The organism is Sphingopyxis sp., assembly GCF_036402335.1.
GTDB lineage: Bacteria > Pseudomonadota > Alphaproteobacteria > Sphingomonadales > Sphingomonadaceae > Sphingopyxis.
In genome coordinates, this window is the sequence record NZ_DASWTD010000069.1 from 1 (window position 1) to 5,908 (window position 5,908).

The 5,908-nt window shown below is 65.3% G+C and carries 5 protein-coding genes; 3 read left to right on the forward strand and 2 right to left on the reverse strand.

Annotated features, from left to right (window positions below):
* Window positions 1-208 precede the first annotated feature (208 nt).
* A complete protein-coding gene (locus VGD20_RS02105) occupies window positions 209-868 on the forward strand; it encodes an MOSC domain-containing protein (RefSeq protein WP_331132868.1) in 660 nt (219 codons plus the stop codon).
* Here VGD20_RS02105 and VGD20_RS02110 read toward each other — a convergent pair.
* Window positions 865-1,767, reverse strand: coding sequence for an AraC family transcriptional regulator (locus VGD20_RS02110; RefSeq protein ID WP_331132869.1), 903 nt, complete (start codon window positions 1,765-1,767; stop codon window positions 865-867). The genes VGD20_RS02105 and VGD20_RS02110 overlap by 4 nt on opposite strands.
* Before the next feature lie 98 nt (window positions 1,768-1,865).
* Here VGD20_RS02110 and VGD20_RS02115 point away from each other — a divergent pair, with 98 nt between their 5' ends.
* Window positions 1,866-2,603 (forward strand): SDR family oxidoreductase, encoded by a 738-nt coding sequence (locus VGD20_RS02115; protein WP_331132870.1) that lies wholly within the window; start codon window positions 1,866-1,868, stop codon window positions 2,601-2,603.
* Here VGD20_RS02115 and glpD read toward each other — a convergent pair.
* Window positions 2,593-4,161, reverse strand: coding sequence for a glycerol-3-phosphate dehydrogenase (glpD, locus tag VGD20_RS02120; protein WP_331132871.1), 1,569 nt, complete (start codon window positions 4,159-4,161; stop codon window positions 2,593-2,595). The genes VGD20_RS02115 and glpD overlap by 11 nt on opposite strands.
* A gap of 103 nt (window positions 4,162-4,264) precedes the next feature.
* On the opposite strand from glpD, the gene zwf reads away from it, so the two are divergent.
* Complete coding sequence (gene zwf, locus VGD20_RS02125; protein ID WP_331132872.1) at window positions 4,265-5,749, forward strand: glucose-6-phosphate dehydrogenase; 1,485 nt, start codon at window positions 4,265-4,267, stop codon at window positions 5,747-5,749.
* Window positions 5,750-5,908 lie beyond the last annotated feature (159 nt).

Below are 5,908 nucleotides of genomic sequence, written 5' to 3' on the forward strand. Positions count from 1 at the left end.
GGCAACCTCGCGCCACAGGCCCCTCCGTCAGCGCTTCGCGCTGCCACCTCCCCATGGCTGCGCCACAGGGAGGAAGGAGGTGCAGCTTCCGGCCGAAACCGGACGCCCCCATATCCCGTTCGTGTCGAGCGCATTCGGGACGTTCATCGGCGCTGGCCATGCCCGGGGAACGATTGCCATTTGCGCCGCGTGGCCTATGCAATCGGATATGAAGACCGAAATTCTCGCTGTCCTGACAGGCAAGGCCCGCCCTTTTCGCGGCGACGAGCCAAGCGCGATCGGCAAGCTGCCGGTCGCCGACGCGGCGGCGATCGACGCGATGGGGCTTGTCGGCGACGAGCAGGCCGACCGCATGGTCCATGGCGGCGTGGACAAGGCGATCCACCATTATCCCGCCGACCATTATGACTGGTGGCGCAGCCATCTCGGCGATGCGCCCTTGCTCGATGCCCCGGGGGCGTTCGGGGAGAATATCTCGACCGCGGGCTTCGACGAACAGACGGTCTTTCTCGGCGACCGCTTCCGCCTCGGTACCGCGCTGGTCGAGGTGACGCAGGCGCGTCAGCCGTGCTGGAAACTCGACCACCGGTTCGGGGCGAGGGGCGTGATGGCTGCGGTCGTCGCGACGCGGCGGACGGGCTGGTACTACCGCGTCCTCGAACCCGGCAGCGTGCGCGCGGGCGACGCGCTCGAACTTGTCGAACGACCATGGCCCGGCTGGCCGCTAGCCTCGCTGTTCGGCCTTTTGATCGGCGGTGAGGCGAAGGATCGACCGGCGGACCTGCGCGCGCTTCGCGACATACCTGTGCTCGCCGAGACCTGGAAAGTCCGGCGCGCCAAGCTCGCCGAGCAGTTCGGCACCGACTAGGAGGCGGTCAGCGCATAACGTTTCGGGGGCAGGCCGACGTGGCGCGCGAAGGCGGTGCTGAACGCGCTCGCCGAGCCATAGCCGACCCGCTCCGCAATCGTCGCCATGTCGCCCGCCTTGCGGCGGAGCAGGTCCTTGGCGAGGTTCATGCGCCAGGCTTGCAGATATTCCATCGGCGGCACGCCAATCGTCCGCGCGAAGCGATCGAAGAAAGCCGAGCGCGACAGCGCCGCCTCTTTCGCTAGCGCGGCGACGGTCCATGGCCGCGCCGGCTCGCCGTGGATTCGCCGGATCGCCGCCGCGAGCCGAGGATCGCCAAGCGCGCGGAGCAATCCTGGCGGCGCTTCGTCGCCTTCGATCGAACGCAGCGCCTCGACGATCAGCACTTCGACCAGCCGCGAGAGGATGAGGTCGCTGCCGGGCCGATCGGCGCCCGTTTCCTCGCGCACCAGCCGGACGAGCGTCGCCAGTCGCTCGGCACCGCTGAGGTGAATGAGCGCCGGAAGTTGCGACACGAGCAGCGCGGCGTCGGGCGAATCGAAAACGAAATAGCCGCCGAGCATCCGCACATCGGCGTCGCCGTCCGGCCGCCCGTGACGCACCTCTCCGGCCAGGCCTGCCGCCGCGTCGTGTGGATCGACGAAAACCGGCTCGGCGGACTCGAACCCCGACATGGTAAAGCCGGGGGTCGCAGGAAGGAAGATGAAGTCCCCCGCCTCGATCGTCACCGCCCCGGCGCCGTCGACCGCGAGCCGGCACCGTCCCTCGATCACCGTGCAGAAGCCGGGATGACCGAAGTCGCCGTAGCGCACGGCCCAAGGCCCGGCACCGCTGATCCCCTTGGCAAAGACGGTTCGCGGGCGGAGCAGCGCGATAAGATCGGACAAGGGATCGGACATATCCGGACTATCTGTAATGAATAACGGATTTCAGATTATAGATAGTCCGGATGGTCTTGGCTAGACGCTTTCCACCAACTTCGAAAAGGAAAATGTCCATGCAAACCATCCTCATCACCGGTTGCTCGTCGGGTTATGGCCTTGAAACCGCACGCCATTTCCACGCGCAGGGCTGGACCGTCATCGCCACGATGCGGAGCCCCTCCGCGGCACCTTTTGCAACATCCGAAACACTGCGCACCCTCACGCTCGACGTCACCGACGAAGATAGCATCGCGCTCGCGCTCGAACGCGCAGGCCCGATCGACGTGCTCGTCAACAACGCCGGGATCGGCCTGTTCGGCGCGCTCGAACATTCGCCGATGCAGAAGATCCGCGACGTCTATGCGACCAACACGCTGGGCACGATCGCGATGACGCAGGCGGTAATCCCGCAGATGCGCGAACGCGGTTCGGGTACGATCGTCAACATCACCTCATCGGCGACGCTGGCACCTTTCCCGCTTGCCGCTGCGTACACCGGCAGCAAGACCGCAATCCAGGGTTTCACCGGCTCGCTCGCGCAAGAACTGGAACCCCTCGGCATTTCGGTGAAGCTCGTCGAACCCGGATATGGTCCGACGACCGCGTTCGCGCAAAACACCGATATCCGCCTCGAGGACGTCCTGCCCGAGCCCTATGGCAGCTATGCCGCGCCGATCCTCGCCGCGATGGCCGAGCCCGCGCTGTTCACGACCGAGGCCGATGTCGCGGCGGCGGTGTGGCAGGCGGTTCACGACCGGACGGGACAGCCGCATTTCCCTGCCGGTGCCGACGCGCTCGCGCTTATGGCCTGATGCAATGGTCAGGGGGCGGCGTGTCGCCGAAAAATTCGGCATCGGCCTGCCGTGCTTCGGCCGCGAAGCGTTCGACGTAGCCGGCGAGCAGTTCGGTTTCCGCGGCCGTGAAATGCAACCCCAGCTTGCTGCGCCGCCAGAGGACATCGTCGGCGGTGCGCGCCCACTCGCGCATTGCCATCCAGCGTAGCTCGGCGACGCTGAGGCCGTGTGCGATTTCGCCGCCGAGCGCATCCCAACCCGTAGCATCGCCCAGCCAGCGGCGCGCATCGGTGCCATAGGCCTTGACGATACGGTCAACCGTCGCGGCGGTGAGGAAGGGATGGGCGAGCTTATACTCGGCCTTCAGGGCCGCAGCCCCATCGGTCCGGAAATCGCCGCCGGGCAGCGGCGCCTTTGCGGTCCAGTGTTTGCCCGAGAGTGCAGCGATGTGGCCTGCGAGTTCGTCGACCGCATCCTCGGCGACATGGCGATAGCTGGTGATCTTGCCACCATAGATGGTGAGCAGCGGCGCGCCCTCGGCCATGTCCAGGTCGATGCGGTAGCCCCGGGTCGCGGCTTCGGGGCGGCCCGATCCATCCTCGATCAACGGCCGCACGCCCGAATAGGTCCAGACGACATCGGCGGGGGTGACGGGGGTGCGGAAATAAAGGCTCGCGCCTTCGCACAGATAGGCGATCTCTTCGTCGCTCGCCTTTGCCTCGCTCGCCGGCCCTTCATGATCCTGATCGGTGGTCCCGATCAGCGTGAAGTCGCGTTCATAGGGGATGGCGAAGAAGATGCGGCCGTCGGGAAGCTGGAAGAAATAAGCATAGTCATGTTCGAAGATCTTGCGCACGACGATGTGCGATCCGCGCACCAGCCGCATCTGGTGATCGGGCTCGGCGTCGGCGCGTTTGAGCAGGTCGAGCACCGCAGGCCCTGCGGCGTTGACGACGCTGCGGCCGGTGAAGCGATATTGATGCCCCTGACCGTCGCGCGCGTCGACGACCCACAGGCCGTCCTCGCAGCGCAGCATCTCGGCGCGCGTGCGCGTGCGGATGCGTGCACCGCGGTCGGCGGCATCGCGCGCGTTGAGCGCGACGAGCCGCGCGTCGTCGACCCAGCCATCCGAATATTCGAAACCGTGGACATATTGCGGTTGGAGCGGCCCGCCCGCAGCGTGACGGCGAAGGTCGATCGAGCGCGTCGCGGGCAGTTTCCGGCGGCCGCCGATATGATCGTAGAGGAAGAGGCCGAGCCGGAGCAGCCAGCGCGGGCGGAGGCCGGGTCGATGTGGGAGTACGAAGCGCAGCGGACGGATAATATGCGGCGCGATCGCCCACAGAACTTCGCGTTCCCTGAGCGCTTCACGGACGAGCCCGAATTCATAATGTTCGAGGTAGCGCAGCCCGCCATGGATCAGCTTGGTCGACTTCGACGAGGTGCCCTCGGCAAGGTCGTTTGCTTCGAGGAGAAGAACCCGCGCACCGCGCCCGGCGGCGTCGCGCGCTACGCCCGCGCCATTGACGCCGCCGCCGACGACGATGACATCATAGGGTGCGGGGTTTTCGGACATCGCGAAATCCTATGGCAGCGTTGTCGGATTTGCCAAGGGGCGACATCGTATGCGGCTTACGTATGCGCGTTGCATTCGCGCTGCGTATCCCCCAATTCCTTGCATGTTATCCAAGGGGACGATTGTGAGCGTGAAAGTCGAAACACTGGTGCTGTTCGGCGCGACGGGCGACCTCGCGCAGCGTATGCTCTTTCCCTCGCTCTATAATCTCCATCTCGACGGTCTGCTCGCCGACGCGTTGACGATCATCGGATCGGGGCGCTCGAAAATGGATCGCGCGGCATTCCAGGCGCAGGTTCGGGAAGCGCTGGTCGAGCATCTGCCTGCCGAGCGCATTGAGGAGGCGGGCGTTGCGGCCTTTCTCGATCGTATCGATTATTGCGCGATCGATGCGGGAGCGGGGACGGGCTATGACACACTCGCCGCGCTGCTCGGTGACCGCATGGGCCGCCCGATCGGTGTCTACCTCTCGACCCCGCCATCGATGTTCGGCCCAATCGCGCAGGGACTCAAAAGCGCGAACATCGCGTGCGCCGAATGCCGCATCGCGATGGAAAAGCCGATCGGCCACGATCTCGCCTCGTCGCGCGACGTCAACGCGCAGGTCGGTGATGCCTTTGCCGAGGACCGCGTGTTCCGCATCGACCATTATCTCGGCAAGGAAACGGTGCAGAACCTGCTCGCGCTGCGTTTTGCCAACATGTTGTTCGAGCCGTTGTGGAATGCGCAGGCGATCGATCATGTCCAGATCACCGTCGCCGAGACCGTCGGGCTCGAGGGCCGTGTTTCCTATTATGACGGTGTCGGCGCGCTCAAGGACATGGTCCAGAACCATATGCTCCAGCTGCTTGCGATCATCGCGATGGAGCCGCCTTCGAGTGTTTCGTCGACCGCGGTGCGCGACGAGAAGGTCAAGCTGCTCCGGAGCCTCCGCAAGCTGACCGCCGCCGACGTCAAGGAGCACAGCGTGAAGGGGCAGTACACCAGCGGAGCCGTCAATGGCGGCGCGGTTGCGGGTTATGCCGACGAACTCGGCAACCCGTCGAACACTGAGACTTTCGTCGCGATCAAGGCCTATATCGACAATTGGCGCTGGAAGGGCGTGCCCTTTTACCTGCGCACCGGCAAGCGCATGCCGCAGCGCAAGTCCGAAGTGCTGATCCAGTTCAAGCCGGTGCCGCACAATATCTTCGCGCGCGTCGGCGCGGGCAAGCTCGATGCGAACAGCATGATCATCAACCTCCAGCCCGAAGAAAATATCCGGGTCAAGGTGATGGCGAAACAGCCCGGGCTCGACCGCGACGGCGTGAAGCTGAAGGAAGTGACGATGGACGTCTCGCTCTCGCACAGCTTTGCCGGCGAGCGGCGGCGCATCGCTTATGAGCGCCTGCTGCTCGATTTCATCGAGGGTGACCAGACGCTGTTCGTGCGCCGCGACGAGGTCGAGGCGCAATGGCAGTGGATCGATTCGATCCGCGACGCCTGGGCCGAAGTCGACATGGCGCCGCAGAATTACACCGCGGGAAGCTGGGGGCCGTCGAGTGCAATCGCGCTGATCGAGCGCGCCGGAGCGAGCTGGCATGACTGAAGAAATAGCACGTCGCCCCCGCGAAGGCGGGGGCCGCCGTCGGCCTTACTCTTCGTCGCTGCATAGACCCTCCAGCGGCCCCCGCCTTCGCGGGGGCGACGGGAAAATTTATGACTGATCTCCACCCTACCATCGCTGCCGTCACCGACCGCATTATCG